This is a genomic window from Streptomyces tubbatahanensis (genome assembly GCF_022699385.1).
GTDB lineage: Bacteria > Actinomycetota > Actinomycetes > Streptomycetales > Streptomycetaceae > Streptomyces > Streptomyces diacarni.
The window spans coordinates 6,449,748-6,476,734 of sequence record NZ_CP093846.1; the positions used below are offsets into that span (position 1 = coordinate 6,449,748).

The window sequence follows — 26,987 nt, forward strand, 5'->3', positions numbered from 1 at the left end:
CGGCGCCGCCGGACCGGCAATGCCACCGCGATCGAACCGAGGACCGCAATGAAAACTCAGAAACTCATCAGTGACTACATCGTCGATGTCTGGATGGGCGGTGACGCCGAAAGCCTGGAGCCGGACACGCCGCTCACCGAACTCAACATCATCGATTCGATGGGGATATTCGACCTTGTCGGCTTCCTCCAGCGTGAATTCTCCATCAGCGTACCCATGCGGGACGTGACGTTGAAGAATTTCCGATCCGTGCGCACGATCTCCGCGATGGTTGACGGGTTGCGTCAGAACGAGAAAGGGGACGCCGCATGACGGAACTGGAGAGTTCCGCACTCGCTGCGCTGCACTCGCAGGTGGTGGGGATCGTGGCGGAGTGCACCCTGTACGACGAGTCCTACCTCCAGCCCGACCTCCACTTCGAGGCCGACCTCGGTATCGACTCCGTCATCCTCGAATCGATCCTTGCCTCGTTGAGGGAGCACTTCGGCCTCTCGGACGGGCTCGGAGAGCGGGCGACGACTCTGCGGGAACTCGTCTCGGCCGTGGCTGCGGAAGTGGGCACCGACGCGGCGGCCTGGGCGGACGGCCCTGACACCGTCCTGTCCGCTCTCGTGGCCGCCGCGTTGCGGCAGACCCAGTACCGGAGCGACCAGCTCGACGTCGACGCCCACCTGGAGCGGGACCTGGGCATCGACTCCGTCGTCCTCACCGCGATCGTCGCCGAGGCAGCCGAGGAACTGGGTGCTCCGCGGGCCCTGCCGGACAGCGGCGAGTCCACCACGCTGCGCGAGCTGAGCACTCGGCTGACAGCGGCCTTGGCGCAGGAGGTACGCGACGGCACCGTGTCCGCTGCGGAACGAGTGCCCAAGAGGGCCGACGCGCCGGTACCCGGAACAGTCGGGGCCCCGGCGGAGGCGGCCGTGCCGGCGGTTTCCGAGGACGGCTGGGACGGCCGTTCGATGAAGGACTTTCTGGAGGAGCGGGACTCCGACCTCTTCGCCAAGACCCGGAGCTTCGGTGCCTATCTTCGCCGCCGCGAGGACGATCAGCTCTACTGGTACGGCATGCCGCTGCACTCCCGGTGTGAGAACCGCGCGGTCATCTTCGACGAACTGACGGGACGCAAGCGCGAGTTCCTGATGTTCGCCTCGAACAACTACCTGGGCCTCGCCAACCACCCCCAGGTGATCGAGGCGGTCTGCGAGGCCACCCGCAGCTACGGGGCCACGCACACGGGATCCCGCTTCATCGGCGGGACGAACATGCTCCACAAGGAGCTGGAGCGCCGGCTCGCGGCCTTCAAGCGACGGCCGGCCTGCATCGTCTACCCGGGCGGGTACGCCGCCAACCTGGGCGCGATCTCGGCTCTGGTCAAGAGCTACGACACGCTCGTCGCCGACAAGCTCAACCACATGAGCATCCTCGATGGCGCGAAACTCTCCGGGGCCGCCCGGAGGATCTATCAGCACAACGACATGGCGGACCTGGAGCGTGTCCTCAAGCGCGGCGCGGATTCCCCCGGAGGGACCCTCATCGTCGCCGACGGTGTGTTCAGCATGCACGGTGACGTCTGCGACCTGCCCTCAATCCTCGGGCTGGCCAGAACCTACGGTGCCCGCGTGCTCATCGACGACGCGCATGCCACCGGTGTTCTGGGCGCCCGCGGCTCGGGCACGAGCGAACACTTCGGCCTCAAGGGCGAAGTAGACCTCGAGTTGGGGACCATGAGCAAGGCACTGGCCGGCATGGGCGGCTTCGTGGTCGGTGACGAGGAGGTTGTCGAGTACCTCCGCTACTACTCGAACTCCTACGTCTTCGCCGCCAACATCCCCGCAGGCGTCGCCGCCGGCCTGATCGCGGCGATCGACGTGCTGGAAGCCGAACCGGAACGGGTCAAGCGCCTGTGGGCCAACATCGGCGCACTGCGCGCCCGGCTGCTGGAGTCGGGTTTCGATCTGGAGAACTCCGAGAGCGCCATCCTGCCCATCCGCGTCGGCGACGAACGGCTGGCCATGGAGATGGGGCGCGCGGTGCGAGCCCGGGGGCTGTTCTGCCAGACCGTCGTCTTCCCCGGTGTCCCGCTCGGGGACGCCAGGCTACGCGTCAGCGTGACCTGCGAACACACCCCCGAGGACCTCGAACTCGCCGCGGACATATTCCGCGACGCGGCACGTGAGACCGGTGTCCTGCGAGCCGACCGGTGAGCGAACAGGAGGGATGGGGAACAGCCATGGACACACCTTGCGCGGTGATCCGCCTGCGCCGCGACTTCCCCCGGGAACAGGCCGAACGCCCCGCCTTCGTCGGTGCGCAACCGTTGACGTACCGGGAGCTCACCACACGGGTGGACGCCCTCTCCGTCCGGCTGCTCGACTTCGGCGTCCGGCCCGGTGACCGGACGGCCGTCTGGATGGACAAGCAGCCCCGCTACGCGGAGGCCATTTTGGCCACACTAGACGTCGGTTGCGCCTACGTGCCGCTCGACGGGGGGCAGCCCAGGCAGCGGGCGCAGACCATCCTCGCCGACGCCGAACCCGTCGTCCTGTTCACCGACGCACGACACTTGGCCCTCCTCGGCGACGAACCGCTGCCTTCCTCACTCGAGCTGGTCGTGGTCGACGACGAGACACCTGTGAAAGCGGTGGGCGAGGTCCCCGTCCGTCCCTGGCGGGAGTTCACCGAGGCCGCTGCCCACAGGATCGCCCTGCTGCCCGCAGTCGGGCCCACCGACCTCGCGGCGATCCTCTACACCTCCGGCTCCACCGGGGCGCCGAAAGGGGTGCGCCTCTCCCACCGGAACCTCGCCAACTTCGTCGGCTGGGCACGTACCGAACTGGACGTCGGGCCCCGCGACGTGTTCGCGAACCATGCCTCGTTCAACTTCGACCTGAGCACCTTCGACCTGTTCACCGCGCTCACCGTGGGAGCCGCCGTGTGGATCGTCGGTGACTCGGCGGCCCGGGACGTCACAGCGCTGGCGGCGGGGATCAGGGAGCACGGCGTCACCGTGTGGTATTCGGTTCCCTCCATCCTGAGCCTGCTCACCGCCTCGGGAGCGCTCACCTGTGCGGACGCCCGCTCCCTGCGCTACGTGCTCTTCGCCGGCGAGGTCTTCCCGATACCCCGGCTGCGCGCTCTGGCGGAGCTGCTGCCGCAGGAGACCGCGCTCTACAACCTCTACGGGCCGACGGAGACCAACGTCTGTGCCTTCCACCGGGTCCGCCCCGAAGACCTGGAGCGCCGCACCCCCGTCCCGATCGGCGGACCGGTCACCGGCGCCGGGCTGCGGGTGGTGGACAACCACGGGGCGCTCGTCTCGGAGCCGGGAGTGATCGGCCACCTCGTCGTGGAAGGCGTCTGTGTCACCCCGGGCTACTGGCGCCGGACCGCGGACCCGGCCACTGCCTTCCACTGCGCGGGCCGCCACCCTACCGGTGATCTCGTCAGCTACGAGGAAGACGGCCGGCTGGTCTACCGCGGCCGCGAGGACCGCATGGTCAAACTCTCCGGCTACCGGATCGAACTCGGGGAGATCGAGGCGGCCGCACAGCACCACCCCGACATCGCCGACGCCGCGGTGCTTCTGGCAGGAGAGGGTCCGCAGGCGCGCCTCGCGCTCTACTACACGCTGTGCCCAGGGGCGCCCAAGCCCAGCCTGGTCCAGCTCAAGCAGCACTGCGCGCGGTGGCTGCCGGTCTACATGCTGCCTCACACGGCGACGTGTCTGGACCAGTTGCCCCGCAACGCAAACGGCAAAGCTGACTACCGCCGGCTGGCGAACGGAACGGCACGTCCCATCGCGGCGCCGACCGGCGCGGCTCGACAGTGACGGAGACGAACGGCAGTGACTCCAGAACCGATCGAGACGCATTGGCAGGGAGCGGAGCCGGCCACTGTCGCCGGTCTGCTGCGCCGGCGTCTCGAACTGACGCCACACGCGGTCGCCTACCGGTTTCTCACCGACACCGGTGGTGGGAGCGAGTCCTGGGACTACGCCGGACTGGACCGCCGTGCGCGTGCGGTCGCGGCGTATCTCCAGCGGGAGCGCTTGGAAGGCAGCCCGGTGCTGCTGCTCCACCCACCGGGGCTCGACTACGTCGCCTCGTTCTTCGGATGCCTGTACGCGGGTGCCGTGGCCGTGCCCGCATACCCGCCGCAGAGTGCCGGGTCGGGGCAGACCATGCAGCGGCTGGCCGGCATCGCGCGTGACTCGGGCGCCACTCACGCCCTCACCACCCGCGCGGTCAGGGACGCCGCGCACGGTACCCCGGAGAAGGCGGCAGGGCTGGGGCTGGACCGGCTGTGCTGGGTGACCGAGGACGAGTTGCGCGAGTCCGATGGAGACCAGTGGGTCGAACCGTCCACCACCAGCGAGTCGCTGGCCTTCCTGCAGTACACATCCGGCTCGACCGCCACGCCCAAAGGCGTCATGGTCAGCAACGGGAACCTCGTCCGCAACCTGCGCTCCTCCCACCTGCGACTGGAGTTGGATTCCGGAGCGGGCATGGTCTCCTGGCTGCCGCCATACCATGACATGGGACTCATCGGGGGCCTGCTCACCCCGATGTACGGGGGGTTCAGCTCGCACCTGATGGCCCCCATGACCTTCGTGCAGCGGCCTCTTCTGTGGCTGGAGACCCTCTCCGAAACCCGCGCGTCGATGAGCGTGGCGCCCAACTTCGGATTCGAGCAGTGCCTTCGACGGATCACCGAACAACAGCGTGACGCCCTGGACCTGAGCGACTGGCGGCTGGCACTGAACGGAGCGGAACCGGTCCGCGCCGAGACGCTGGAGCGTTTCGCCGACTACTTCGGCCCCGCCGGATTCGACCGCCGAGCCCTTCTGCCCTGCTACGGGCTCGCGGAAGCAACCCTGATGGCGACGGGGATCGGGCCGGGGGAGCCACCCACCGACCGGTCCGTCGACGCCCGGGCGTTGGCGAGGGGCGCGGTGCGGGACGCCGAACCGGGGTGTGAACACGTCACCCGCGTCGTCGGTTGCGGCCCGGCTGTCCCCGACGCCCGGGTCGCCGTCGTCGACTCCGCAGGGAAGCACGCCGGCGCCGAGCGAATCGGCGAAGTCTGGCTCGCCGGGCCCAGCGTGGCCCTCGGCTACTGGAACCGTCCCGAGCTGACAGCCGAGACGTTCGGGGCAAAGCTGGCGGACGAGCCGGGAAGGAGCTGGCTGCGCACCGGTGACCTGGGCTTCCAGCGGGACGGCCAGCTCTACCTCGTCGGCCGCATCAAGGACGTGGTCATCGTCCAGGGGCGCAACGTGTACCCGCACGACGTCGAACTCACCGTGGAGCAGACGAGCGAAGCCCTGCGCGCCGACTGTGGTGCCGCCTTCGGACTGCCCACCCCCGGCGGTGAACAGCTCGCCCTGGTCTACGAGGTCGGCAGGGGCACCGAGGACCTCACCTCGGTCCTGGCGCGGCTGCGCACCGCGCTTGCCGAGGAGCACGAGATCACCCCGCACACCCTCGCGCTGGTGCGGCACTCGTCGGTGTCCAAGACCACCAGCGGCAAGGTACAGCGCCAGGCGACGCGGCAGAACTTCCTGGACCTGCGGATGCCGGTGGTGGCCGCGAGCGTCGTCCGCGACACCGGCACACCCGCGCCCACCGGGGAAGGCGGCGTGACGTCGCCGAGCTGGGACCTGCCCGGGCTGTCCGTCACGGCCCGCCGCTCCCGGGTGACCGAAATCATTGAGGAAGCGGTCGAGGAAGCCGCGGGCTCAACGACGGAGGAAGGGCGGGGGCCCCGCACTCTCGCCTCCCTCGGCTTCGACTACCCACGCCTCCTGGAGCTGGTGGCGGTCCTCGAGCAGCGCCTCGGTGTCCGGATCGCCGTCGGCGAGCTCCTGGTCGCCCCCGAGGTGGACTCGTTGGTCGAGCTGTGCTTGGACGAGTTGCGCGGTGCCCGGCACCGGCCCGCACCCGGCGGCCCTGCCCGGCAGGCCTCGCCGCCGGGTCCGGGTGCCGGCCACGAGAAGAACGGAGAGGAACTCGAAGCCTGGCTGCATGAGCGGGTGGCCCACCGCCTCGGCCTCCCGGCCTCGGTGGTCGACCCCACCCGGACACTCTCCTCGCTCGGTCTCGACTCCAAGCAGGCGGTGGCCGTCGCGGCGGAGCTCGGTGAGCGGCTCGGCCGCAGACTGCCGACCGGCACCGTTTTCGACCACCCCACCATCAGGGACCTGGCCGCGCACTTCGGTGCCGAACATCCCCCGCACGCGGTCGCCGTTCCCCACGCCGGCGGGCCGACCGACCCGGACGAGCCCATCGCGATCGTCGGCATCGGGTGTCGCTTTCCCGGCGCCCCGGACCTGGACAGCTACTGGCGACTGCTGCTCGACGGCCGGGACGCGGTCGGTGAGATGCCGCACGGGCGGTGGAACGCGCGGGAGGCGGGCACCACGGACCAGGGGGGCTTCCTCGACGCGGTGGACGAGTTCGATGCCCGGTTCTTCGGCATCTCGGCCCGCGAAGCGCTCCGCATGGACCCCCAACAGCGCATGCTGTTGGAGGTCGCCTGGCAGACGTTCGAGGACGCGGGCATCGCGCCCGACCGGCTGGCTGGCAGCGACACCGCCGTCGTCGTCGGGGTGAGCAGCCAGGACTACGGGCAGCTGCAACTCGGCTCTCCCCGGGAGACGGACGTCTACGCCGCGACGGGCAACGCCCCCGCGATGGCGGCGAACCGGCTCTCCTATTTCTTCGACCTGCGCGGCCCCAGCTTCGTCGTGGACACCGCCTGTTCGGCCTCCCTCGCGTCAGTGCACATGGCCTGTCAGAGCCTGTGGCGGGGGGAGAGCCGGATCGCTCTGGCCGGGGGAGCCAATCTGCTGCTCGCTCCCGGCCTGTCGGCCGCACTCCTCGACGGGGAGATGCTCTCGCCCGGCGGGCGCTGCCGTACCTTCGACGACGCGGCGGACGGCTATGTGCGCGGTGAGGGAGTCGGTCTGCTCTGCCTCAAGCCGCTCTCGGACGCGCTGGCCGACGGCGACCGCGTCCATGCGACTGTCCTCGGTTCTGCCCTGGCACACGGCGGCCGCGGCAACGGCCTCACCGCGCCTCGCAGTGCGGCCCAGCGCGACGTCATTCTCGGAGCACTCGCCCAGGCCGGGGTGGAGGCCGACCGGATCGACTACGTCGAGGCGCACGGCACCGGCACCCCGCTGGGTGACCCTGTCGAGTGGGAAGCACTCGCCGAGGTCTACGGCGGAGCCGAGCGCGAAGAGCCGTGTCTCGTCGGCTCGGTCAAGACCAATATCGGACATCTGGAGGCGGCCGCCGGTGTCGCCGGACTGATCAAGGCGGCGCTGATCGTCGGCCACCGCGAGGTCCCGCCGTTGCTGCACCTGGACAAGCCGAACCGGCTGCTGGACTGGGAGGGCTCGGGGCTGTCCGTGCCCACGGAGCGCCGGTCCCTGCCGCCGGGCGAGACCGCCCGGGCCGGCGTGAGCTCGTTCGGCTTCGGTGGCACCAACGTGCATCTGATCGTCGAGGAGCCGCCCGCTGCCCCGTCCGGGGCAGCGGAGGAGGAGAAGCCGGTGACCGTTTCCCGTCCCGCACACACGCTGTGCCTGTCCGGGCACACCCCCTCGGCTCTCGCCACCCTCGCACACCGGTACCGCACCCACGTGGCGGCGCGTCCGGACGAGTCCCTCGCGGGCCTGTGCCGTACGGCGAACACCGGGCGCACGCACCTTGCGTACCGCGCCGCCGTGACCTTCGGCACGAGCGCCGAACTCGACGCGGGTCTTACGGCGCTGGCGCACGGGGAGGCTTCGACGGCGGTGGCCAGGGGCGGCCCAGGGGACCAGGTGCCCACGGTGGCGTTCCTCTTCAGCGGCCAGGGCACCCAGCATCCGGGCATGGGGCGCGAACTGTACGAGTGCCACGGAGCCTTCGCGGACGCGCTGGACCATGCCGACGGAATCGCGCGACCACTGCTCGGCCTCTCGCTGCGCGACCTCCTCTTCGACGAGGAGGGGGGAGAGCGGCTCCGGCGCACCGAATACTGCCAGCCCGCCCTGGTGGCGTTCTCCGTGGCGCTCGCCCGCGTCTGGGCAGCCGCTGGGGTGCAGCCCACCGCGGTGCTGGGCCACAGCGTCGGCGCCATCGGCGCGGCCTGTGTGTCCGGCGTACTGTCTTTCGAGGACGCGCTCACCCTCGCAGTCGAGCGCGGCAGACTCATGGGGGCGCAGCCCGGCCACGGGCGCATGATCGCATGCCAGGGCGAGAGCGAGGCTGTCCTCACCGTGGCCGCGGACTTCCCTTCGGTCTCGGTCGCGGCTGTCAACGCCGACCGGTATCTCGTCCTTTCCGGCCCCACCGACGACATCGGGGCTGTTCGCGACCGGCTCGCGGAGCAGCAGACCGACGTGCGTGCGCTGGACGTCTCGCACGCCTTCCACTCCCGGCTGATGGACGGAGCCGCGGCACCGCTGCGGGAGGCGCTCACAGGTTTCACTTTCGGCCGGCCGACCATTCCCTGGGTGTCGGACGCCACCGGCGAACTCGTCGACCGGGTGGACGCCGACTACTGGGCCCGGCACATGGTGGGCACCGTCCGTTTCGCCGATGCCTTCACCACGCTGCGCGGTCTGGGGTGCGACGCGTTCGTCGAGGTGGGGCCGCATCCTGCGCTGCTCTCCTCCGGCAGGTCCCTGATGCAGGACCGGGCGACGGCTGCGGAACAACTCCTGTGGCTGCCGTCCGCGCGCCGGGCCACAGGAGAGTGGGCGACACTCCTCGGATCGCTCGGCCGGCTGCACTGCGCGGGCCGCGACGTCGACTGGCGAGGGCTCGAACCGGAAGACACACAGCCGCGGGTATCCGCCCCGCACACCGTCTTCGAGCGTGACTCGTACTGGTTCACGCCGTCGGACGAGGGGTCGGCAGCCGGCGGCGGCCTGGACGGCCCGGAGCGCCCCGGCCGCGACGGGGCGGGACGGCCTGAGGCAAGGGAGTACCCCCACGGCCCCGGCCGGACGCCTTCCCCGCCGGTCGTCTCGTCCGTGCCGTCGCCCCAAGGCGCCGCCGCACCTCGTACGACGCTCGACGGGGCGCCCGCTGACGAGACGCGGCCGGCGCAGGGTCCCACCTCGGGTGTCGCCGAAGCCGTACTCGACAGTGTTGCCCGGGTCTGCGGATTTCCCGCCACGCAGATACCCCTGCATGCCAGGCTCGTCCTGGATCTGGGTCTCGACTCCCTGATGCGCACCGATCTGCAGCGCAGGATCTCCGCGTGTTTCCCGCTCGAGGCGGAGCGACTGCGGCACAGCCTGCCGGAGGAACCCACGGTGCGGGACGTGATCGACCTGCTTTTGTCGGCGGGCGCTGGACAAGGCGGCGCGGCAGAGCACCCGGCGAGTCCGTCCGCGGTCCCCACAGGCGGTGCCGCGGGCCCGAGCGACCGTCCGCCGTACCCGGCCGTGCCGCCGCAGCTTCCGGTGCGGCAGGAGCACGCCATCGAGGAGTGGCAGGAATACGCGGAGCTCCAGAGCCGACTTCGGCAGACCGTCGCGCACGGTGACAATCCCTACGGGCGCACGCACGAGGGGTTCAACTCCGGCATCGTCACCGTCGACGGCCGCGAAGCGGTGAACTTCGCCGCTTTCAACTACCTCGCCCTCTCGCACCATCCTCGGGTGCGCCAGGCGGCCAAGGAGGCCATCGACACCTACGGGACGTCCAGCTCGGCGACACCGCTGCTGTTCGGCGAGACCCCCTTGCACCACGAGCTCGACGCCGAGATCGCCTCGTTCCTGGGCACCGACGACGCCATCGTCTTCGCCGGAGGACATGCCACCAACGTGGCCACGGTCGGCCATCTGTTCGGGCCGGAGGATCTGATCGTCCACGACGAGTGGAGCCACGACAGCACGGTGCGGGGGTGCATCCTCTCCGGGGCACAGCGCAGGCCGTTCCCGCACAACGACTGGGAAGCCCTGGACCGCATCCTCGCAGCGAGCCGCAGCCGGTACCGCCGTGCACTGGTCGTCATCGAGGGTGCCTACAGCCAGGACGGGGACATCCCCGAGCTCCCTCGCTTCATCGAGGTCAAACAGCGGCACCACGCGATGCTGATGATCGACGAGGCGCACTCCCTCGGCGTGCTCGGCGCCACCGGCCGCGGTGTCGGCGAGCACTTCGGCGTCCGCCGGACCGACGTCGAGCTGTGGATGGGCACTCTCAGCAAGGCCATCGGGAGTCTCGGCGGCTACATCGCAGCGCGCCGTCCGCTGATCGAGTACCTCAAGTACACGGCTCCGCTCCATATCTTCAGCACCGGGATCGCGCCGGCCAACACGGCGGCCGCTCTGGAGGCGTTGCGGGTCATCCGCGACGAGCCCGAGCGCGTGGCGCGGGTGCGGCAGCTCGCCGAGTACTTCCGGACCGGAGCCCGGGATCGCGGTCTGGACATCGGAGTCTCGCGGGCGTCCGCGGTGATCCCGGTCATCGTGGGCGACTGGAACAAGACGATGGCGCTCTCCAACTCGCTCCTGGAGCAAGGCGTCAACGTCATGCCCATCGGCTATCCCGCGGTGGCCGCGGACGCGTGCCGTCTCCGCTTCTTCATCAACGCCGACCACAGCGAAGCCGACCTCGAACGTTCCCTCGACCTTCTGGTGTGATCATGGGTACCCACAACACTGACCTCTCCGCGGCCGAAACGGCGCACGCCCCCTCCGAAGCAGCGGCCGACGTGCTGGTCACCGGTGCCAGCGGCTTCATCGGCGGCCACCTCACCCGACGCCTGGTCGCACGCGGCCACCGCGTGCGGGTCCTGGTGCGATCCGGCAGCGACCCATCGGGCTTCGCCGACGTCGCCGAGGAGATCGAGACCGAGATCGGCGACCTGGAGGACCGAGACAGCCTCTGCCGCGCCGCCAAAGGGGTCACCACGGTCTACAACTGCGCGGGAGTCTCCGCCGACTGGGGGCCCTGGGAGGACTTCCACCGCGTCAACGTCGAAGGCGCGAAGCGGGTCGTCGAGGCCGCTCACCAGGCGGGCACGGTATCCCGGGTTCTGCACGTGAGCACCACCGACGTGTACGGATATCCGAAGCAGCCGTGCGACGAGTCGGCCGGAGGCAAGGACATCGGCCTGCCGTACAACCGCAGCAAGCTCATGGGCGAACGGGCTGTGCGCAAGGCGGCGGGTGAGACCGGGATGCGGGTGACCATCGTGCGTCCGGTGTCCGTCTACGGGCCACGCAGCAAGGATTTCGTCATCGAGATCGGCAATCTGCTGCTGCAGAAGCAGATGCTCTACATCCGCGGCGGGAACGTTCCCGCCGGCCTGCTCTACGTCGACAACGCGGTCGACGCCATGATCGCCGCGGCCACCTCGGGCGAGACGGTCGGCAAGGTCTACAACCTCCGCGACCCGGAGCGGACGACGTGGCGCCAGTACGTGGAGGCGCTGGCAGTGGGACTGGGCGTCAAGCCTCCGTGGCTCAACCTGCCGGCCCCCGTGGCCACGGGGGCCGCCCTCCTCTCCGAGAAGCTCTACGGCGCGCTGCGGATCACCTCCCGGCCTGTCCTGACCCGTCACACGGTCCACCTGTTCGAGCGCGACCAGTCCTATGGCATCCAGCAGGCGCAGCGGGACTTCGGGTTCGAGAGCCCGGTCGGCTTCACCGAGGGCATGCGCCGCACTCTGGCATGGCTCGACTCCACCGAGGGACGCGAACATGTCGCCCGTTGAGGCCGGTTCCCGAACGGCGGCCTGGTTCCCCGGCCCCGCCCCCCACGACGGTCCCGCACCGGCACGGCTGGTGTGCATCCCGTACGCGGGCGGCACGGCCTCGCTCTTCCGGGAGTGGCAGCGGCGCCTGGGGCCGGAGGTCGAGGTCGTCTCCGTGCAGTTGCCGGGACGCGGCCTGCGCCTGCGTGAGCAGCCCTACACGGCGTCGGCCGCGCTGGTGTCGGACCTGGCCTCCGCGCTCGTGGAAGCCGGCATCTGCCGGGACTACGCGCTGTTCGGCCACAGTATGGGTGCCCTCCTCGCCTACGAGGTGGCGTGCGAGTTGCGGGAGCGGGGCGAACAGGAGCCGTTCCACCTCTACGTCTCCGGTAGCCGGGCGCCCCACCTGTACGGAACGCGTGCGGACCACCTGCTGTCCGACGGGGAACTGCGTGCCCTCGTGAGCGATCTGGGCGGTCTCGAGCGGGACCGAGCCGTCGACGCGGCGTACTTCGAACGCAGACTGCCCGTCCTGCGAGCGGACCTGCGGGTGTGCGAGACGTACCGGTGGCGGCCCCGCCGCCCGCTGCGGTGTCCGATGACCGCCTTCTCCGCCTCCCGGGACGTCCTCGCCTCCGCTGCCCAGACGGAGGCATGGCGCGACTACACCTCGGGCTCCTTCCTGCGCCGCCACTTCCAAGGCGACCACTTCTTCCTGAACGACGGGCCCACCCGGGAACGGCTGCTGCGGAGCCTGTCCGACGAGCTCGCCGGAGCCGCCGCCGACCTGCCCGCTCGGGCCGCCGGATTCCAGTCCGCCCCTGCGCGAAGGGAAGCACCATGGATCTCCTGAACCTCGCCACAGCTGCTCGCAACCGTGTCCAGGAGCCGGTCACCGGGCTCGTGCAGATACTGAAAGTCCTGGCCAATCCGCGGTTGCCGGTGCTCCTCGCCCTGTCCAAGGGCCTCATCGAGCCCACCTACCGGCTGGCGTTCCTGGCCTCCGCGTCCAACACCGGCGTGCTGCGCTGTCTCGCGTCACGGCCGTGCGATCTGGAGACGCTGGCCGAAAGGCTCGCCGTGGGCCCCGACGAGAAACACCGGCTGCGTGCCTGGCTCGACATGGGAGTCAAGCTCGGTGACCTCGACACGGGCGAGGGCTGTTACCAGCTCTCGAGCCTCCCCGCGAAGTTCCTCGCCCAGCCGCAGAACGACGCTGTGGCCGCGGCGCTGGAGGAGGTGATCCGCTTCCACGTGCCGGCTCTGCTGCACGGGCCGCAGATGCTGCGTGAAGGCCGGCGCTTCTCGCTGGACGACCAGGACGGCGCGGTCATCGCCCGGTCGACCCGGGTGGTGGAGTCCTTCGTCGAGGCGGCCGTGGACCAGAACCTGGAGCGATCGCTTCCCGTGCGGCTGCTGGAGGTCGGTTGTGGCAGTGGGACGTACGTCCGCCACGCCGCCCGGCTCAATCCCAGGCTCACGGCGCTCGCCATCGACATGCAAAAGAGCGTCGCCGATCAGGCGGCCGCCAACATGAGCGCATGGGGGCTGGCAGACCAGGTCGAGACCCGGCAGGGGGATCTGCGCGAACTGCGTATGGAACCGCAGTTCGACCTGGTCACGATGCACAACAACATCTACTACTTCCCGCCGGACGAGCGTGTCGAAACGCTGCGCCGGGCCCGTCGGCTGCTCGCACCGGGCGGCAAGCTCCTGCTGACCACGTCCTGTCAGGGCGGCAACGCCGGCTTGGAAGCGCTCAACCTCTGGTTCCACTTCTCCGACTTCGGGGGTCCGCTCCCGCGGGAGGACGAACTCACGGCGCAGTTCGAGGAAGCCGGATTCACCGATGTCGCGGTGACCCAGGTCATTCCGGGTGAGCAGTTCCGCGCCTGCACGGGCACCAACGCGCAGCTTGCGCTGAACTGAGCAGTCAGGAGACCTCAGGATGACAACACAGGCGAAGACCGACGCACCGGTGTCCGGCCCGTACGCGGAACATGTCGTGGTACTCGGCGAGGGGCCCCGGCCCGATCCCGCCGTCCTCGGCGGGAAGGCCGCCAGGCTCGGCGAGATGCTGGCCGACGGCTTGCCGGTGCCTCCCGCCCTCTGCCTCTCCACGGGGCTGTACACCGCGTTCCTCGAAGAGAGCGGTCTGGCCGATGAGCTGCACGCGCTCGATGGCCGCTCGGCGCGGGAGCGCGTACTGGCCACCGAGATCCCCTCTCCGGTCGCCGAGGCGATCCTCGCCGGTTATGAGCGGTTGGGGCGTTGCCGGGTGGCCGTCCGTTCCTCGGCGCCTCGAGAGGACTCCGCGGAGCAGTCGTTCGCGGGACAGCACGACACGGTGCTGGACGTGGCCGACGACGCCGCACTGCTGGACGCGGTCCGCACCTGCTGGGCGTCGCTGTGGTCCGAACGGGCGACGGCCTACCGTGCGGTCGACGGCGGGCCCGGGGCCATCGCGGTGGTCGTGCAGGAGATGGTCCACTCCGACGTCAGTGGTGTCGCTTTCACCGTGGACCCGGTCAGCGCCCGCCCGCACCGGATCGTCGTCGAGGCATGTCAGGGGCTGGGGGAGGGACTGGTGTCCGGCCGGGTCTCCAGCGACTTCTTCGTGGTGGATGACCGAACCCTGGAGGTGGTCGAGGAGCGCGTCCGCCACAAGGTGACCAAGTGCGCCCCGCTCGGGTCGGGGAAGATCGGGATGACCAGGGTCGAGGCGGCGGCCCGCAATGTCCCGTGCCTGAACGCGGAACAGCTGGCCGAACTCTGCGAGCACGCCCTGTTCCTGCGCCGCAGGTACGGCTCCGAACAGGACATCGAGTGGGGCATGCGCGACGGGACGCTCTGGTTCTTCCAGACCCGGCCGATCACCACCGGTCCCGAGGCGGGCAACGCAGCCGCGCACACCGGCCCCGTAACCCCCTATGTGACCCCGCAGAAAGAGAAGATCGAGCAGGACACCCTCTGGTCCCGGATGGACATCGGGGAGATCTTCGTCGGGCTGATGACCCCACTGGGGGAGAGTTTCGCACGCTACTACCAGCAGCATGTCCACCTGGACTGCACCTCGGCGCTCGGGGCGCGTGTCACCGGAGATCCGGACCTGCCCATGGGCTACGTGCAGGGACATGTGTACCTCAACATCTCCTACAGCGCTTACGTGATGGCCCAGTGCCTGCCCACCCGTGACCAGTGGCGATTCACCAGCAGGTTCGTGAGTGAGGAGGTGGATCTCACCGGTTACGAGAACCCCTTCGGCGCATTCCCCGGAGGGATCGCGGACGCGCTGTCGATCGCCTTCTGGCTGCGGACCACCGCCAACGAGGCCACCGACATGAAGGCCCGAGCCGAGCGGATGTCTTCCTCGCGCGCCTACGAGTTCGACCGCGACCGGGCTGTGGACCTGACCCGGATGAGCCGCCGCGAACTCGATGCAGAACTGCGGCGCCGCCTGGCGTACTTCCACGACATGCATGTGGGATACATGCCGTACTACATTCACGCCTTCGGGTTCTACGCGGTCTTGGCCGAGCTGTGCAAGCAGTGGCTCGGCAACGAGGGCGACAACCTGCAGAACCGCGTGAAGACCGATATGTCGAATCTGCGGACCGTGGAGTCGGCGAAAGAGATCTGGAGGGTGGCCCAGGCGGCCAAGGACCGCCCGCGGGTGCTGCGGATCATCGACGAAACACCCTTGGAGAGCGTGGCGGCGACGCTGCGTGCCGATGAGGAGGGGGCGCTGTTCTGGAAGGAGTGGATGGACCCCTTCCTCCGTGACCACGGCACTCGTGGGCCGCAGGAAATGGAGATCACTCACGCCCGGTGGATCGACGATCCGTCATATGTCTTCCAGATGATCAGGCGTTATGCCGCCGACGGCTACTCCAGCGAGGACATCCTCCGACGCAGCGGCAGCCACCAGGACACCACCTCACACACGGCGCTGGAGCGGCTGTCGCTGCCCAAGCGGAAAGCCGTGGAGACGGCGATCGCGATGTACCGGACCTACAGCGAACTGCGTGAGATCGCCCGGATGTCGATGATCACCTCGATCTGGCTGGTACGAAACGTGGTCTACGAGGTGGGCAGGCGGCTGCTGGAGGCGGGCGTGCTGCACTCCACGAGCGAGGTGGCCTATCTCGACTTCGAGGACATCCGGGGATACCTGGCCGGCACTGCTTCGGAGGCCGAAGCTTTCGACCGGTCCGGCATCGAGCGGGCCCGCCGGCTGCACGAATATCACAAGCGGCTGCCGGAGCCCCCGCTCACCTTCGTGGGCACGTGCGATCCCACCGCCGCCGTTCGGCCTGTCCCCGACGGAGAACGCCTCGAAGGACTCGGCTCCAGTCCCGGGCGGGTGGTGGGCCGGGCACGCGTCATCGAGGAACTCGTCTGGCAAGCTGACGAATTTCAGGCCGGGGAGATCCTGATCACCCGTTACACCGACGCGACGTGGACTCCGCTGTTCGCCATCGCGGGAGGTGTCGTCACCGACATCGGGTCGATGCTCTCGCACAGTTCGATCGTCTCGCGGGAATTCAACGTGCCTTCGGTCGTGAACACCAAACACGCGACCCAGGTCATCCGCACCGGTGACCTGATCGTGGTCGACGGGGACGCCGGCACGGTCGAGGTCGTCGAGAACCCCTGACCAAAAGGCGGTGGCTCCGCCGCGAGCGGGCCCGGTGCCGAGGTCAGGACGCCCACCGGTCCTCGGTGGGAAATCGTAGGAGAGAGGGACTGCATGATTCCCGATCTGTGGTATCCCGTAGCGATATCCGGGGATGTCACTGACAAAAAGCCGAAGGGCATCCGCCGGCTCGGTGAGGAGATCGTCCTCTGGCGCGACATCGACGGGAAAGTGGTGTGTCAGGGAGCCCGGTGTCCGCACAAGGGGGCCTGGCTCGGCGACGGCCGCATGAAGGGCAACGCGATCGAGTGCCCGTATCACGGCTTCCTGTTCAATCCCGAGGGCAAGTGCACGCTGACCCCGGCGATGGGCAGGGACGCCCGCATACCGGGCTCGCTGAAGGTGCCGGTCTATCCGGTCCGCGAGAAGCACGGTCTCATCTGGGTGTGGTGGGGCGATGACCGTCCGGAGAGCGAGCTGCCGGAGATCATCGCTCCCCGGGAGATCAAAGAGAACGACCGGGTCTACGACACGATCTCCTGGAACAAGCCGGTGCACTACACCCGGTACATCGAAAGCGTCCAGGAGTTCTACCACGTGACCTACGTGCACCGGGATCACTGGTTGAACTGGCTGGACTTCATGTTCCTCTACGGGACGAAGAAGAAGTTCGGGCTGGACGGCAAGGAGAACTACCTCAAGGCCACCATGATCCACAACCACCACGTGGAGACGGACGACGACGGAATGACCTTCCGGTATTCGTTCGACCACGGAGAGGAGGACAACCCCGAGCGGAGCATCCACTACGTCATCACCTTCTCTTTCCCGTGCATGGTGCACGTGGAGACCGAGGCCTTCGCGACGACGTCGTGGTTCTCGCCGATCGACGAGGAGAACACCGAACACATCTTCCGTGTCTACGAGTTCCCCCAGCTCAAGCCGATCCTGCGGCACGAGAAGCTGCGGCGGGCGATGTCCACGCTCCAGTGCTACCTGGAGAAGTTCGTCCAGGACCCGCAGGACTTCAAGATCATGGCTCGGCAGGAGCCCCGGATCAGCGGTGGCGGCGTGAACAAGTTCATTCCGGTGGACGAGATGAACGCCAAGTTCATCAAGACCCGCGCCAGGCTGCTCCGGGAGGCCAGGGAGCGCCGTGAGGGGACCCCTGCCGCCGCGGACGTGTCCGACGGCATGGTCGGTGAGCTGGACATGGCGACCGACGAGACACGGACCGGGCAGCCGTCCACCGCGGCCGAGACCAAGGGCCGTACCTCTGCGCGCGCGAACGGCCGGACGCGCAACGGCGCGTCCAGCGGCAGGAACGGCAGTTCCCCGCGAACCGGAGGCGCCCCTGGGAACGGCCACGTCGCCGGTAACGGAAACGGCAGCAACAACGGGCAGGCAGCACCGGAGTCAGAGGAGGTGAGGAACTGGTCCGAGGACCGCGCGGCAGCGCGGTCCTGAGCAGGTAGTTCTGGACGGAGGCGGCGCGGTGCGGCCCTGTTCGACACGGGGCCGCACCCCTGCGGCGCGGCGGCAGCGCCGTCGTGTCGTGGGCCGTCGCCCAGTACGACAGTTCGCAGCGTCAGCAAACACCCAATGAGGAGAGCGCATGGCACCGGATGAGGAGCTGCCCGCGCCGTCGAGCAGCCGGAGCGGCGGCCCCCGGAGCGACCGCGAGAGCAACGGGGAGTACACCTCCGGTGCCGGCGATCGAAGTTCTCTGATGGCGGACGTGCTGAAGGAACTCGTGGCCGGCGGCATGGAACTCTACGGCCGGCTGACGTCGGACGAGGGTGCCGTGGACGACTTCGGCTTCGATCCGGCCCTGGTCGACGAGGCGCTCATGCCGGCCCTGCGCCCGCTGTACGAGAAGTATTTCCGAGTCGAGGTCTCGGGGCTGGAGCACATACCGGCCGACGGGGCCGCCCTGGTGGTGGCGAACCACAGCGGGACGCTCCCTCTGGACGCGCTCATGCTTCAGATGGCCATCCGTGAGCACCACGGCGCGCACCGGAATCTGCGGCTGCTCGCGGCTGATCTTGCCTTTTCCTACCCCCTCCTGCGGGACGTCACACGAAAGCTCGGCCATGTCCGTGCCTGCCCACAGAACGCACAACGGCTACTCGAGGCGGAAGAACTCGTGGGGGTCATGCCGGAGGGATATCGGGGACTGGGCAAGCCCTTCGAGGAGCGCTACCGGCTTCAGCGCTTCGGACGCGGAGGCTTCGCCGCCGCCGCGTTGCGCGCGCGGGCTCCGATGATCCCGTGCTCGATCGTGGGGGCAGAGGAGATCTACCCCATGATCGGCGAGTCCCGCACTCTGGCCCGAATGCTGCGGCTTCCCTATTTTCCCATCACGCCGACCTTCCCCCTGCTCGGCGTGCTGGGACTTGTTCCGATGCCGACGAAATGGACCATCCGCTTGCACCCGCCTGTGCACACGGACACGTTTCCGGAGAATTCGGCGCAGGATGTGCGGCTCGTGGAGAAACTCGCAGGAGAGGTGAAGGACACGGTGCAGCACGCCCTCAACGAGACCGTCGGGCGCCGGAGTTCGCTCTTCTCCTGAGGGCGCTTCCGCTGGGCAGGCAGAGGTCACCTGCTTGACGGGGACGGTGGGTCGGTCCGCGGCGCAGCAGTGGACCGACCCACCCCTTCCCGTGATCCGGTCCGCTCTTGCGTACGGGGCTTCGTCATGCGAAGAAGCACTTCTTCAAGCTTCATCTCCCGCACCACGGGGTCGATCAAGCGATACAGCAACAGACTGTTCATCGTGGCACCGAGGATCGCCGACGTACTCGCCGCGTTCGGCAGGCGGTCGTCCCCTTCCAGCCCGTACATGATGGCAGCGTGCCGCCGGTGCAGGATCTCGGTGAGTCCGGCGCGCAGTCTCGGCACCCGCGTCGCGGCCCGCAAGGCCTCGGTCATCAGCACTGCCGTGCACGCGCCGGCGCCATCCGGAGCGAGCTTTGTGTCCGAGGCGGACGAGCGTCCGGCCGCGGCCGCGTCCAGAAGCCTCTTCTCCGCGAGCGCTTCGCTGTGGCTTGCCAGCCTGCCCAGCGTGGCCTCGACCAGCAGATCGGTGAGCGTGGAGAAGTGATAGTGCACCGATCCCGCTTTCACCCCCGCGCGCTCGGCCACTTTCCGGGTGCTCACTCGGCCCCAACCCTCTTCGACGATGAGTTCCACTGCGGCGTCCCGCAGCAGCGTCCGGGTCCTTATGCCGCGGTCGGCGGAAGCAGCAGCCATACGTCGAATTCTATCGAGACACCCTCCCTTCCACTGACGTTCTGCTGAAATTCCGCTGACCGGGCATTGAGGGGCTGTTGGGCAGCAGTGGCGGGCTCTTGTCCGGTCACGCTGCGGTGCACAGAATCGGAGCATGCGCATATTTTCCGAGCTGGACGAATTGGTGTCAGCAAAAGGGGAGCATCTCGGTCACAGCGACTGGCTGGAACTCACCCCCCGCCGAGTGTGCGATTTCGCGGCGGCATCAAGTGGCGACCCGGCCCGTCGTGCGGCGGTCGAGGAGGGCACCGGCGCCTGGGGCGGTTGTGCTGCGGGCCAGGGGATCGGCGGCCCCCTGCTGCTGGGTCTGCTGCCCGCGATGATGCGGGAGATCTTCACGGTTGAACGGTGTAAGAGCGCGCTGAACTTCGGACTGGAACGGGCCCGCTTCGGCCCCCCGGTTCCGATCGGCTCCCGGGTCCGGGGAGAAGGCGAACTCTCGGGGGCCTACGGAGTACCCGGTGGTTGGTTGGTCTCGGTCCGGATGACGGTGGAGATCGAGGGTGGGCGCCTGCACCCGGCCTGCGAGGCGGACACCGTCTCCCTCTTTCTCGTCTGAGTGCCCGGCTGCCCCGTGGGGAGAGGAGGCGAGGAGTGCGGCCCGCCCGTCGGGGGCCGGGCGGGCCGCACGGTTCGGGTTACCTGACCGGTACCAGCCTCAGCACCGGTACGCGCTCGGCCACCGCGTAGAAGTCGGTCATCGAGCCGTCGACCGCATAGCCGTAGAGCCTGGGCAGCAGATGTTTCGCCGCCCGCCGGTTCCGCCAGTAGTAATCCGCCATGATCTCCGTGGCTTCCTCGGAAGGCAGCGGTTCCGCTCGTACCTGCCTCGTCCGACCACCGATGTGGACGGTCGCGTGCGGGCGGTGCAGCAGATTGCGGTACCAGTCGGCTTTCGGCCCCCACCCGGAGGCGATCAGGTAGCTCCTGCCTCCCCCTTCGTGCCGGATCACTTCCACGACGGTGCGGCGCTGCTTGCCTGTCACCCGGCCGACATGATTGATCATGAGCATGCGACCCCCCAGCAGCCCGCCGAGACCGATCCTGTACAGGTGGACCGGCAGCTTGAGCACCATAAGGGTCATGCCCGTGGGGCGGTTCACCTCTTTGACGATTTCCATCGGCCTCTCCTCTCAGCCACCGAGCGCGAGGCTGCGTCGGCGGAAGCCGGCCACGCCCACCGCGGCGAGTGCCGTGGCCAGCACCGACATGACCAGTACCGGAGCGGCGGTGAGTGACTCGGCCGGAAGGTCGGGCAGGTGAGTGAAGGGCGAGACATCGATGAGCGCGTCCGGCAGGTCCAGCAGGGTCCCGAACTGGCCGATCACCAGGCAGACTGCGAACGCTGCCCAGGTCACGGCAGCCGCGCCCCGCGGCAGCATGCCGAACACCGCCAACGCGAAGCCGGCCAGGACGGCGGTCGGGGCGAGCTGCGCGAGCGTCGTCTCGAGCAGGTCACCCAAGGCGCCTGTCAGGTCGTCCGAGACGGCGCCGTACGCCAGCCCGGCACTCAGCCCAAGCGCGGCCAGGACCAGTGCCGTACCCAGCAGGGCGATGACAGCGTGCGCCAGCACCCAGTGCGTCCGGCTCACGGCCGTGGCGAGAACGGCCTCGGTCGGTCCGTTCTCCTCGTCGGAGCGCAGCCGGATCAGCGCCTGGACGGTGAAACCGGCCACCACCACCGAGAGCAGCCCCATCATCCCGGCGAAGTACGCGTCCACCAGGTCACCCCCGCCCCCCAGGTCCCGGACGAACTGTGCGCTCTCCTCGCTGCTGAAGAGGTCTTCGACCTGGTCGCCGATGCCGCCGAAGACCGCACCGAACACGGCGATGCCCACGATCCAGCCGAGCAGCAGGCCGCGCTGCAGGCGCCAGACCAGCCCGAGTGGCTTGAGAAGCGAGGAACGGGCCCGGGCCGCGCCGCGCCGTGCGGGAAGCATCCCGGTGCCGACATCCCGGTGGACGCTCAGCTGTACCGCGACCAGCACGCTGACGGCGAAGCAGAGCAGCAGCAGGGCCACAGGCCACAGCCGGCTCTCTCCGTAGGGACGCAGCTGCTGACCCCAGCCGAGGGGGGAGATCCAACTCGGCCAGGCGGGGTTGACCGTCACATCGTCCGATGCCGTGTCTCCGAAGGCGTCACCTGCCGCTCGCAGCAAGAAGGTGGCGGCCAGGACGAGCCCGCCCAGTCCGGTCGCGGCGCGGGCACTCTCGGTCAACTGGGCGCCGATCGAGGTGAGTCCCGCGAAGGCCATGCCGACGGTGCCGAGCGCCACCCCGACCAGCACGGACCCTCCTGCCGGCATACCCATGCCGAGCAGGGCGAGGGTGCTGAGCACGATGAGCGCGGCGTTTGCCAGCGCCGCGAGCAGCAGGGCGGCGGTCAGACCTGCGTGTCTCCCCACAGACGCGGATCCCACCAGCTCGGCCCGCCCGAGTTCTTCGTTCTGACGTGTGTGCCGCACCACCAGCAGAATGTTCATCAGGGCGACGAGCACACAGGTGAAGACCAGGCCCTCCGAGACGGTCAACGCCCCGGAGGAGCTGCCGGGGGCCGGGCCGGTGAAGGCGCGGGTGACCACGTTGTCCGCGCGGACCTGGGCGTTCTCCAGCCGTGCGGCGTCGGAGTCGTAAAGGTCGGAGATGCTGTTGCCGATGGAGGCGAACAGCGCGGCGAGGCCCACCACCCACAGCGGCAGTCGGAGACGGTCACGCCGCAGCGCCAGCCGGGTCAGTACGCCGGTACCCGCGAGCGCGCTCATCGGGCACCGACCACCGTCTCGGCGGGCTCCGTGACCGACTGGTCGCCGTAGTGCCGCAAGAACAGTTCTTCGAGTGTCGGTGGGGCGCTCGTCAGTGAACGGACTCCGAGCGAGGCCAGATGGCGGTGGATCTCAGCGAGTCGGGCGGTGTCCGCCTCGAACTCCGCCTGGTGGCCCTCCACGACGAGCTTGTGCACCCCGGACAGCGACTGGAGGTCCGCAGGAGGGGTCTCGGTTTCGACTTTGAGTGAGGTCCGGGTGAGGTGGCGCAGCTCGGAAAGGGTGCCCGACTCGACCGTCCGGCCCTCCCGGATGATGCTCACCCGGTCGCACAGCTTCTCGACCTCGGCCAGGATGTGGCTGGAGAGCAGGATGGTCTTGCCGGCTTGCCGGAGTTCCTGGACGCACTCCTGGAAGACGGCTTCCATCAGCGGGTCCAGTCCGGACGTCGGCTCATCCAGGATGTAGAGGTCCACATCGGAGGAGAACGCGGCCACCAGGGCGACCTTCTGCCGGTTTCCCTTGGAGTAGGTCCGCATCTTCTTGCTCGGGTCGAGGGAGAACTTCTCCAGGAGTTCCCGCCTGCGGGTGTCGTTCAGCCCGCCGCGCAGGGAGCCCAGCAGGTCGATCGCCTCTCCACCGGTCAGATTGGGCCACAGGTTCACGTCGCCGGGCACGTACGCCAGTCGCCGGTGCAGTTCGACCGCGTCGTTCCACGGGTCGCCGCCGAGCAGAGTGGCCTGGCCGGAGTCCTTGCGCAGCAGCCCCAGCAGAACCCTGATGGTGGTGGACTTGCCGGCGCCGTTGGGCCCGAGGAAGCCGTGGACCTCTCCGGAGCGGGCCGTCAACTGGAGACTGTCGAGCGCCGTCGTGTCTCCGAAGGTCTTCACCAGGTCGCGGATACTGATCGCGACACCAGGATCACCACCGGGCGACGGGACGTTGGTCAGCATTGCAAAGCTCCTTGCCGTTCTGCCTACCTCTGGTAAGTGGAGCGTAGCGTACAACTGACCAGAGGTAAGTAAGGGAATGGAAAAATGAACCAGCAGACGACCACGCGCGAGCGGATCCTGCGCGAGGCGGAACGACTGTTCGTCGAGCGCGGCTACCACGCGACCGCGCTGCAGGAGGTCGCCGACCGCGTGGGCATCACCAAGGCGGCGCTGTACTACCACTTCTCCTCGAAGGCGCAGATCCTCGGCGACCTGCTGGACCCGATGACGAACGAACTGGAACAGGTGCTGACCGACGCGCTGGACCAGCAGGGAAGCGGGGGGGTCGCAGCGGTGCGGGGCACCCTGGTGACGGGATGGCTCGACGTTTTCCTGCGCTATCGGAACACTCTGGTCACGCTGCTGAGGGAGCTGCCCGCCACACCTTCGGACTCTTTCAGCCGTCTGCTGCGGACGATGGAGTACGGCATCGAGGTGGGGGCCGGCGAGGGCGCGGGCATCTCCGAGCGCATTGCCGTCGCGCAGGCTGTCTCAGCTGTCACGGACCCGGTCGCGCTCATGCCGCAACTCTCCAACGAGGTGCTTAGGGACCACCTGCTCGCCGGAGTGTGGCGGCTGCTCCCGGAATCCGCGCCCGGCGCCCGACGGGCGCGCGGCGGGCGCCCCAGGACGGTGACCGAGGAGGCTGCGGGCTTGGCTCGCGAGCTGTACGCGTCCGGGGAGCACACGGTCGACTCCATCGCCGCACGGTTGGGTGTGTCCCGTGCCACGGTGTACCGGCATCTCAAAAAGTGAAGCCTCATTTATGAGACGGTTTTGAGTATGGGTGGCGACCCAGCACAGCTGCTGGTCCGAAGCGGAGCCCGGCATCGGGAAGCGGACAACTCTGCCGAGCCTCGGCAATGAGGTGGAGCGGCGCGCGTGGCAGACTCCGGGGACATGGGGAGGAGTTTCACGCTGCACGGGGGAATCGCGGCCGGGGCGAGTGCCGTGTTGCTGCTGCTCGCCGCGCTCACATGGCTGCCAGGGACCTTGCCGCCGGTGGGATCGAAGTGGCTGATGGTGGCGATCGTGGTGCTTCTCTTCCCCCTCTTCACAGCTGCCTTGGTGCGCGTCTTCGCGAGTGGGGCAGACCGGCACTCGATGTGGCTCGTCGGCGATGGCACCACTGCCCGACGACGAGGGGTCCGGCACGGTCGACCTATTGTTGGTCTCATGAGCCGTTGGAATGAGCTGACCGGGGAGACGTCCGGAAGTGAGTACGCCGCACGGTTCGCGGCGCTGAGCCGTAGCGGGAAGGACGTGCACGGTGAGGCGCGGTTCTGCGCGGCTCTGGTGCCTGCCGGGGCGCGGGTGCTGGACGCCGGGTGCGGTACCGGGCGGGTCATGATCCGGCTGACGGAGCTCGGGTACGACTGTGTCGGAGTGGACCGCGACGCGTCGATGCTGGCGATGGCGAGGAAGCAGGCGCCGAGCCTGCCCTGGTTCCAGCACGACTTGGCCGAGTTCCAGCCGGACCGGCTCGGCGTCGCGGCGGACTTCGACCTGGTGGTCGCCGCAGGCAACATCTTCCCGTTGCTCGCCGCCGGCACCGAGGCCACGGTGGTCGAGCGCCTGGCCACGGCACTGCGGCCGGGCGGCCTCCTGGTCGCCGGCTTCGGCTTGGACGCGGCGCACCTGCCTGTGCCGCCCAGCATCACGCTTCCCGAGTACGACGACTACTGCGCCGCGGCCGGTCTCGCCCTCGTCGACCGCTGCGCCACCTGGGACGCCGACCCGTACGAGGGTGGCGGCTACGCCGTCAGCGTCCACCGCCGGTGAGACCTGTACGGGGCGTGTGACCGGGCACGGCGGGCTCGGCTGAGCCGGGGGCCGGTCGGCGGGCGCCGCCCTTCGAGCGCCGGCCCGACAGGCCCCGGCGTGCGCGTGCGAGCTGGGGAAATTCGTGGTGTTCTGAGATGTATGTCCCATTCGCGGGTGCAGACGAGTGAAGACGAGGCACGCGGCGTCGCCGACCCGCACCGGTGGTGGGCGCTTCTCGTCATCGGGCTCGCGCAGCTCATGGTCGTGCTCGACGCGACGATCGTGAACGTCGCGCTGCCCTCCGCGCAGCGGGCGCTGGGCATGTCCGACAACAACCGCCAGTGGGTCATCACCGCCTACACGCTGGCCTTCGGCGGGCTCCTGCTGCTCGGCGGGCGCGTGGCGGACCTGGTGGGGCGCAAACGCACCTTCATCATCGGCCTGATCGGCTTCGCCGTCGCCTCCGGGGTCGGCGGCGCCGCGGGCAGCTCCGGGATGCTCTTCGCAGCCCGCGCCGCGCAGGGTGTTTTCGCCGCGCTGCTGGCACCGTCCGCGCTGTCCCTGCTCTCGACGACGTTCACCGACCCCAAGGAGCGGAGCAAGGCGTTCGGTGTGTACGGCGCCATCGCCGGTGCGGGCGCGGCCATCGGACTGCTGCTGGGCGGAGTGCTGACCGAGTACCTGGACTGGCGCTGGTGCCTGTACGTCAACGTGCTCTTCGCGGGGCTCACGCTCCTGGGCGCCCTCAGGCTCCTCCACGACCGGCCGGGGCACGAGGAGGCGCGCCTCGACATCCCCGGGGCCGTTCTGGGCTGCGGAGGTCTGATCGCCCTCGTCTACGGTGTGAGTGAGGCCGAACCGCGCGGATGGGACGACGCGGTCGTACTCGGATTGCTGTGCGGCAGCGCACTGCTGCTGGTGCTGTTCGTGCTGTGGCAGCGCCGCGCCCGCACTCCGCTGCTGCCGCTCCACATCGTCAAGAACCGCAACCGCGCGGGCAGCTTCCTCACGATGGGGCTCGCCACCCTCGGCATGTTCGGGGTGTTCCTCTTCCTGACCTACTACATGCAGGGCATCCTGGGGTACTCACCGCTGCGCACCGGGCTTGCCTACCTGCCGATCAGCGGAGCGATCATCCTCGGCTCCACGCAGGTCTCGGCGCGGCTGCTGCCCCACGTACCGCCGCGGCTGCTGATGGCGCCCGGCATGCTGCTGGCGGCGGCCGGCATGGCAGTGCTCACCCAGCTCGAGACCGACTCGTCGTACGTGAGCCACCTGCTGCCCGCGGAGCTGCTGTTCGGCTTCGGGCTCGGCTGCGCCTTCATGCCGGTCATCTCGACGGCGACCCAGGGTGTGGCCGCGCACGACTCGGGGGTCACCTCGGCCACCGTCAACACCGCGCAGCAGGTGGGCGGGTCGATCGGCACCGCACTGCTCAACACCGTGGCGACCAGCATCACCAACACCTACGTGCACGACCATCTGCGCGACCCGAAGATGCGCCGGGCGGTGGTCCGCGAAGGGGTGGTGCACGGTTTCACCGCCGCGACGTGGGTGGCGATGGCCGTGATGTTGCTCGGTGCGGTGCTGGCAGCGGTCCTCGTCACCGCAAAACCGATCAAGCCCGAGACGGCCGATGCCGGTGCGCCGGCGCCGGGGGCGGGAAGCGGCGGGTGACGGGCGAGAGGGTCACTGCCGGGAGGCCCAGAGCTGCTCAGCGCGGTGGGCCGAGGCAGGGAGCGTTCGGTTAGTCTGGCTGTGCCGGGCAGTCCTGGGCAGGACACCGAGCCTGGAGGTACCAGGCGCGACGGCACTCCGCGTCGGTATCGGTCACACCGG

At 69.1% G+C, this 26,987-nt stretch carries 18 protein-coding genes; 14 read left to right on the forward strand and 4 right to left on the reverse strand.

All coding sequences use genetic code 11. The features are described 5' to 3' along the window. Positions 1-48 precede the first annotated feature (48 nt). The 10 genes from MMF93_RS27655 to MMF93_RS27700 all read left to right on the forward strand — a co-directional run bounded on the left by MMF93_RS27655 (position 49) and on the right by MMF93_RS27700 (position 18,911). Positions 49-312, forward strand: coding sequence for an acyl carrier protein (locus MMF93_RS27655; protein ID WP_242755706.1), 264 nt, complete (start codon positions 49-51; stop codon positions 310-312). After that, complete coding sequence (locus MMF93_RS27660; protein ID WP_242755707.1) at positions 309-2,204, forward strand: aminotransferase class I/II-fold pyridoxal phosphate-dependent enzyme; 1,896 nt, start codon at positions 309-311, stop codon at positions 2,202-2,204. The genes MMF93_RS27655 and MMF93_RS27660 overlap by 4 nt, the downstream gene beginning before the upstream one ends. 26 nt (positions 2,205-2,230) lie before the next feature. Then, a complete protein-coding gene (locus MMF93_RS27665) occupies positions 2,231-3,829 on the forward strand; it encodes an amino acid adenylation domain-containing protein (protein WP_242755708.1) in 1,599 nt (532 codons plus the stop codon). A 15-nt stretch (positions 3,830-3,844) separates the two neighbouring features. After that, positions 3,845-10,645, forward strand: coding sequence for a type I polyketide synthase (locus tag MMF93_RS27670; RefSeq protein WP_242755709.1), 6,801 nt, complete (start codon positions 3,845-3,847; stop codon positions 10,643-10,645). 2 nt (positions 10,646-10,647) lie between these two features. Continuing rightward, positions 10,648-11,721, forward strand: coding sequence for an NAD-dependent epimerase/dehydratase family protein (locus MMF93_RS27675; RefSeq protein WP_242755711.1), 1,074 nt, complete (start codon positions 10,648-10,650; stop codon positions 11,719-11,721). Continuing rightward, positions 11,708-12,553 carry a thioesterase II family protein gene (locus MMF93_RS27680; RefSeq protein ID WP_242755713.1) on the forward strand — a complete coding sequence of 282 codons (846 nt, stop codon included), beginning with the start codon at positions 11,708-11,710 and terminating at the stop codon, positions 12,551-12,553. Before MMF93_RS27675 ends, MMF93_RS27680 begins: the two co-directional genes overlap by 14 nt. Then, a complete protein-coding gene (locus tag MMF93_RS27685) occupies positions 12,541-13,629 on the forward strand; it encodes an SAM-dependent methyltransferase (protein WP_242755715.1) in 1,089 nt (362 codons plus the stop codon). Before MMF93_RS27680 ends, MMF93_RS27685 begins: the two co-directional genes overlap by 13 nt. 19 nt (positions 13,630-13,648) lie before the next feature. Then, entirely contained in the window at positions 13,649-16,357 is a 2,709-nt protein-coding gene (gene redH / locus MMF93_RS27690; RefSeq protein WP_242755717.1) for an undecylprodigiosin ligase RedH, read from the forward strand. Positions 16,358-16,450: 93 nt separating this feature from the next. After that, positions 16,451-17,803, forward strand: a complete 1,353-nt coding sequence (locus MMF93_RS27695; protein ID WP_242755719.1) for an aromatic ring-hydroxylating oxygenase subunit alpha — start codon at positions 16,451-16,453, stop codon at positions 17,801-17,803. Between the two features lie 148 nt (positions 17,804-17,951). Next, positions 17,952-18,911, forward strand: a complete 960-nt coding sequence (locus tag MMF93_RS27700) for a lysophospholipid acyltransferase family protein (protein ID WP_242755721.1) — start codon at positions 17,952-17,954, stop codon at positions 18,909-18,911. A 26-nt stretch (positions 18,912-18,937) separates the two neighbouring features. Here the strand turns inward: MMF93_RS27700 and MMF93_RS27705 are convergent, their stop codons facing one another. Further along, entirely contained in the window at positions 18,938-19,591 is a 654-nt protein-coding gene (locus tag MMF93_RS27705) for a TetR/AcrR family transcriptional regulator (RefSeq protein WP_242755723.1), read from the reverse strand. Positions 19,592-19,724: 133 nt separating this feature from the next. Between MMF93_RS27705 and MMF93_RS27710 the strand changes: the two genes are divergently transcribed. Further along, on the forward strand, positions 19,725-20,189 hold the full coding sequence (locus tag MMF93_RS27710; protein WP_242755725.1) for a hotdog family protein: 465 nt from the start codon (positions 19,725-19,727) through the stop codon (positions 20,187-20,189). Between the two features lie 79 nt (positions 20,190-20,268). Here the strand turns inward: MMF93_RS27710 and MMF93_RS27715 are convergent, their stop codons facing one another. Genes MMF93_RS27715 through MMF93_RS27725 form a run of 3 tightly spaced genes read right to left on the reverse strand, consistent with a single transcriptional unit; the run spans position 20,269 to position 23,345 of the window. Continuing rightward, complete coding sequence (locus tag MMF93_RS27715; protein WP_242755727.1) at positions 20,269-20,751, reverse strand: nitroreductase family deazaflavin-dependent oxidoreductase; 483 nt, start codon at positions 20,749-20,751, stop codon at positions 20,269-20,271. Between the two features lie 12 nt (positions 20,752-20,763). Further along, positions 20,764-22,392, reverse strand: coding sequence for an ABC transporter permease (locus MMF93_RS27720; RefSeq protein ID WP_242755729.1), 1,629 nt, complete (start codon positions 22,390-22,392; stop codon positions 20,764-20,766). Then, positions 22,389-23,345 (reverse strand): ABC transporter ATP-binding protein, encoded by a 957-nt coding sequence (locus MMF93_RS27725; protein WP_242755731.1) that lies wholly within the window; start codon positions 23,343-23,345, stop codon positions 22,389-22,391. The genes MMF93_RS27720 and MMF93_RS27725 overlap by 4 nt, the downstream gene beginning before the upstream one ends. An 84-nt stretch (positions 23,346-23,429) precedes the next feature. On the opposite strand from MMF93_RS27725, the gene MMF93_RS27730 reads away from it, so the two are divergent. From MMF93_RS27730 to MMF93_RS27740, 3 genes are all read left to right on the forward strand, one after another. Continuing rightward, positions 23,430-24,140: a TetR family transcriptional regulator gene (locus tag MMF93_RS27730; protein ID WP_242755733.1), complete on the forward strand. Its 711-nt coding sequence runs from the start codon at positions 23,430-23,432 to the stop codon at positions 24,138-24,140. Between the two features lie 420 nt (positions 24,141-24,560). Continuing rightward, positions 24,561-25,166: a class I SAM-dependent methyltransferase gene (locus MMF93_RS27735; protein ID WP_242755735.1), complete on the forward strand. Its 606-nt coding sequence runs from the start codon at positions 24,561-24,563 to the stop codon at positions 25,164-25,166. Positions 25,167-25,307: 141 nt separating this feature from the next. Then, positions 25,308-26,825: an MFS transporter gene (locus MMF93_RS27740; protein ID WP_242755737.1), complete on the forward strand. Its 1,518-nt coding sequence runs from the start codon at positions 25,308-25,310 to the stop codon at positions 26,823-26,825. Positions 26,826-26,987 lie beyond the last annotated feature (162 nt).

Bases quoted from the DNA above. Each gene is read 5' to 3' on its own strand.
- MMF93_RS27655 (WP_242755706.1), top strand. From the start codon at position 49: ATGAAAACTCAGAAACTCATCAGTGACTACATCGTCGATGTCTGGATG.
- MMF93_RS27660 (WP_242755707.1), top strand. From the start codon at position 309: ATGACGGAACTGGAGAGTTCCGCACTCGCTGCGCTGCACTCGCAGGTG.
- MMF93_RS27665 (WP_242755708.1), top strand. From the start codon at position 2,231: ATGGACACACCTTGCGCGGTGATCCGCCTGCGCCGCGACTTCCCCCGG.
- MMF93_RS27675 (WP_242755711.1), top strand. From the start codon at position 10,648: ATGGGTACCCACAACACTGACCTCTCCGCGGCCGAAACGGCGCACGCC.
- MMF93_RS27680 (WP_242755713.1), top strand. From the start codon at position 11,708: ATGTCGCCCGTTGAGGCCGGTTCCCGAACGGCGGCCTGGTTCCCCGGC.
- MMF93_RS27685 (WP_242755715.1), top strand. From the start codon at position 12,541: ATGGATCTCCTGAACCTCGCCACAGCTGCTCGCAACCGTGTCCAGGAG.
- redH (WP_242755717.1), top strand. From the start codon at position 13,649: ATGACAACACAGGCGAAGACCGACGCACCGGTGTCCGGCCCGTACGCG.
- MMF93_RS27695 (WP_242755719.1), top strand. From the start codon at position 16,451: ATGATTCCCGATCTGTGGTATCCCGTAGCGATATCCGGGGATGTCACT.
- MMF93_RS27700 (WP_242755721.1), top strand. From the start codon at position 17,952: ATGGCACCGGATGAGGAGCTGCCCGCGCCGTCGAGCAGCCGGAGCGGC.
- MMF93_RS27705 (WP_242755723.1), bottom strand. From the start codon at position 19,591: ATGGCTGCTGCTTCCGCCGACCGCGGCATAAGGACCCGGACGCTGCTG.
- MMF93_RS27710 (WP_242755725.1), top strand. From the start codon at position 19,725: ATGCGCATATTTTCCGAGCTGGACGAATTGGTGTCAGCAAAAGGGGAG.
- MMF93_RS27715 (WP_242755727.1), bottom strand. From the start codon at position 20,751: ATGGAAATCGTCAAAGAGGTGAACCGCCCCACGGGCATGACCCTTATG.
- MMF93_RS27720 (WP_242755729.1), bottom strand. From the start codon at position 22,392: ATGAGCGCGCTCGCGGGTACCGGCGTACTGACCCGGCTGGCGCTGCGG.
- MMF93_RS27725 (WP_242755731.1), bottom strand. From the start codon at position 23,345: ATGCTGACCAACGTCCCGTCGCCCGGTGGTGATCCTGGTGTCGCGATC.
- MMF93_RS27730 (WP_242755733.1), top strand. From the start codon at position 23,430: ATGAACCAGCAGACGACCACGCGCGAGCGGATCCTGCGCGAGGCGGAA.
- MMF93_RS27735 (WP_242755735.1), top strand. From the start codon at position 24,561: ATGAGCCGTTGGAATGAGCTGACCGGGGAGACGTCCGGAAGTGAGTAC.
- MMF93_RS27740 (WP_242755737.1), top strand. From the start codon at position 25,308: ATGTCCCATTCGCGGGTGCAGACGAGTGAAGACGAGGCACGCGGCGTC.